Consider the following 3,068-nt stretch of genomic DNA (forward strand, 5'->3'; position numbering starts at 1 on the left):
GGTTCGCTGGGTGCGATAGAACACGCGCGGCGGCACGTTCGGCGAATCCTCGGCGAGCCGGTCGAGTTCGTCGCGGATCGCGGTGAGATAGTGACCGTCACGGGCATCGGCGTCGCCTGCGAAGATCGCCTCCAGCCTGCGCCGCACCGCGCCGTAGCGCGCACCCGCCGCGCGATGCTTTTCGCCGCGCTCCGCGTATCTGAGGAAAGTTTGCAGCGCGGCTGAGACCGCCGCCGCAACGCTCACGAGGCCCACGAAAATCCTCAGCGCGGGCGAGACGGCCGTCAAACTCAATGATGCAAACACCGCCGTGCCCACAAACGCCGTCAACGCGGTGACCAGCCAACCCACGCTGCGGTCTCGCGCTAATAGCAGGTCGGCCATGTCGTAATGGCTCATCTGGGATTCACGCGCGCGCCGGATCCATTTCAGCAGGAGCTGGTCTTCGTCGACCGGGGGCTCGTACGCAGTCAGGTTCTTCATGTCGCTCGTCCGGGCTGTTCAGTGGCGCAAGCGTAACGCATGCGCCTGACGATACTGTGCCACATGAGAGCGACGCGCTGAACGCCGCGCCGCGTGCCTGGATCAGTCGAGCCGGCGGCGCACCCGTGGAATCACTTCCTCGGCAAAAACGCGCATGTCGGTCTCGAACGGCTGAAATTGCAGCATGAACAACTCGATGCCGGCCCGATGAAACGCCGCGATCCGCTGCGCGACCGTGTCATAGCTGCCGACAAGCCCGGCCGCCGTACCGCCGTTCGAACCCACCCGCGGCGTTTGCGCGAAGGTCTGGAACATCACCGCCTTCGGATCGATGTTCGATTTCTGTTGCGCACGCAACGGCGCGTCTTTCGCGGCCAATGCGAATAGATGGTCGAGGTGCCGATTGGCGGCCTCATCGGTTTCGCGGGCAATCACGAACGCCGACAAGCCAAACCGCAACGGTTCATGTGAGGCAGGGCGCTCGCGCTCCGAGACATTCGCGATCAACGCCTTGACGTCGTTCAGTGGCTGGCCGTTGATGAACCAGACGTCGCCTTTGTCGGCAACCAGTTGCCGCGCGGGTTCCGATTCACCGCCGACGTAAATACGCGGACGGCTGCGAAACGGGTCCGCGGGACGCAATAGCTAGTCATCCACCATGAAAGGCTCGCCGTGACAACGCGTGCGTTCTCCGCGCAATAATGCGTCGACCACCGTGATCCACTCGCGCCCGTACGCGTAACGCGCGTCGTGCTCGGCGAAGCCGATGCCGGCGCGCTCCAGTTCAGGGCGATTCCATGCGTTGACGAGATTGATGGCAAAACGCCCGCCGCTGATATGTTCGATCTGCTGCGCCATCTTTGCCAGCACTACCGGGTGATACAGATAGGGCTTGATCGCAGCGATGATTTCGATGCGCTCGGTCAGCGCCGCGAGCGCGGCCGATGCGCTCCACGCTTCGAGCTGATCGAAGTCGGGGTTGTGCGGATTGATCGTGTGCTGCGCGACCAGCACGGAGTCGTACCCGAGGCGTTCGGCTTCGAGAACGAGGGCCTTGTTTCGCGCCCACGAGGCGTCGTACGGTTCATCGGGGTCTTGCAGGGCGGCGCGGCTGCCGTGAACCAGGGCCCAGATGCCGAAGCGGGGAGGCAGTGTCGACATGATGCGGAAATCTCCACGGGAAAGGCGTGTTCTTCAAGTTGCGTCCAACCTCGAATGATGCGCGATACAGGCGTCGCGCGTTCCAATTTCTGCCCATATCGATCGATGAAATGGGTCTTTGGCCGCGCGTCGTTCTTTTTATATATTCGGCGATTCCGCATACCCCAATGGATCTCTTCGATGCCCCGCGTTTTTTTCGAATCCCGAAACCTGCGACGCCTCTGGGTGTGCCTGACGTTGATCGGCGGCGTGCTGTCCGCCGGCGTGGCAGGCGCCAACGAAACGGTGTCGATCAGCTACCAGCGGTCGTCGACCCTGTTCATTCTGTTGAAACGAACCGGCGAGCTGGAGAAGAAACTCAAACCGCTCGGCTACGACGTGAGCTGGCATGAGTTTTCGACGGGGCTGCTGCAGTCGCTGAACGCCGGCAGCGTCGATTTGCATGCCGATGTGGCGGATGCGTTTGCGCTCTTCACGCAGGCCGCGAATGCGCCTTTGACGTACTACGCGGAAGAAACCTCCGCACCCTCCGCACAGGCGATCATCGTGCCGCCGGATTCGCCGATTCATTCGGTGGCTGATCTGAAGGGCAAACGCGTGGCCGTTTCCAAAGGCTCGGGCTGCAACTTCCTGTTGCTGAGCGCGCTGGCTAAAGCGGGTCTGACGATCAACGACATCCAGGTGCGCTATCTGGAGGCACCCGACGCGCTCGCCGCTTTCCGCGGCGGCAACATTGACGCATGGGTCATCTGGGACCCGTTCCTCGCCGCGCAACAGCGTGAAGCGCACGTTCGCGTGGTGGCGGACGGCAGCGCGGGTGTCGCTCAATACAATCGCTTTTACACGGCGACAACCGCCTTTGCTGACAAGCACCCGGACGTGCTGCGCGTCGTCTTCGACGAATTGAACACCACCGGCAAGTGGGTCAAGGCGCATCCGCAGGAAGCTGCGCAGATTCTCGGCCCGCTGTGGGGCAACATTCCCGCACCGACAGTCGAGTTGGCCAATAGCCGCCGCAGCTATGACATCGTGCCCGTGAAGCGCGATCAGTTGGCGGAACAGCAGCGTATCGCGGACACCTATCGCGCGGCCGGACTGATTCCCGCCACCTTGAAAGCGACGGACATCCGTATCTGGACGCCGCCGGCGAAATGATCCGGGCAAGGGGGTGAATTCCTGCAGGAAGACGAGCGTTGAGGCCGCGTAAGCGGCCTTCAGACGGCTGAGCAACCCCACGTTTTTCGCAGCGTGGGGTCGTGCTTTTCAGGCGTGGCTAACCGCTGCGACTTCCGGATTCCGCGCCACCCCGAACCGTTCGTTATGCGCGTTGCCGTTCAGATAGAAGTCACCGATCGCGGCTTCGCGGATGATCGCTGGATTGTGCGACGCCAGCACTCGCGCATTGCGCCAGTAGCGATCGAAGC

Annotated in this window: 2 protein-coding genes and 2 pseudogenes; 1 reads left to right on the forward strand and 3 read right to left on the reverse strand. The window is 62.5% G+C overall.

The features are described from left to right. Both QOC89_RS15505 and QOC89_RS15510 read right to left on the reverse strand, forming a co-directional pair. A partial coding sequence (locus tag QOC89_RS15505; protein WP_323045814.1) for an SLATT domain-containing protein occupies positions 1-483 on the reverse strand: 483 nt, incomplete at its 3' end. A 102-nt stretch (positions 484-585) separates the two neighbouring features. Continuing rightward, positions 586-1,644, reverse strand: a pseudogene (locus tag QOC89_RS15510) (LLM class flavin-dependent oxidoreductase). Positions 1,645-1,824: 180 nt separating this feature from the next. On the opposite strand from QOC89_RS15510, the gene QOC89_RS15515 reads away from it, so the two are divergent. Then, complete coding sequence (locus QOC89_RS15515) at positions 1,825-2,799, forward strand: aliphatic sulfonate ABC transporter substrate-binding protein (protein ID WP_323045815.1); 975 nt, start codon at positions 1,825-1,827, stop codon at positions 2,797-2,799. A gap of 108 nt (positions 2,800-2,907) precedes the next feature. Here QOC89_RS15515 and QOC89_RS15520 read toward each other — a convergent pair. Next, positions 2,908-3,068, reverse strand: a pseudogene (locus tag QOC89_RS15520) (acyl-CoA dehydrogenase); the annotation flags it as partial.

Origin of the sequence: Paraburkholderia sp. (assembly GCF_034668105.1) — a bacterium.
In the GTDB taxonomy this organism is placed as follows: domain Bacteria; phylum Pseudomonadota; class Gammaproteobacteria; order Burkholderiales; family Burkholderiaceae; genus Paraburkholderia.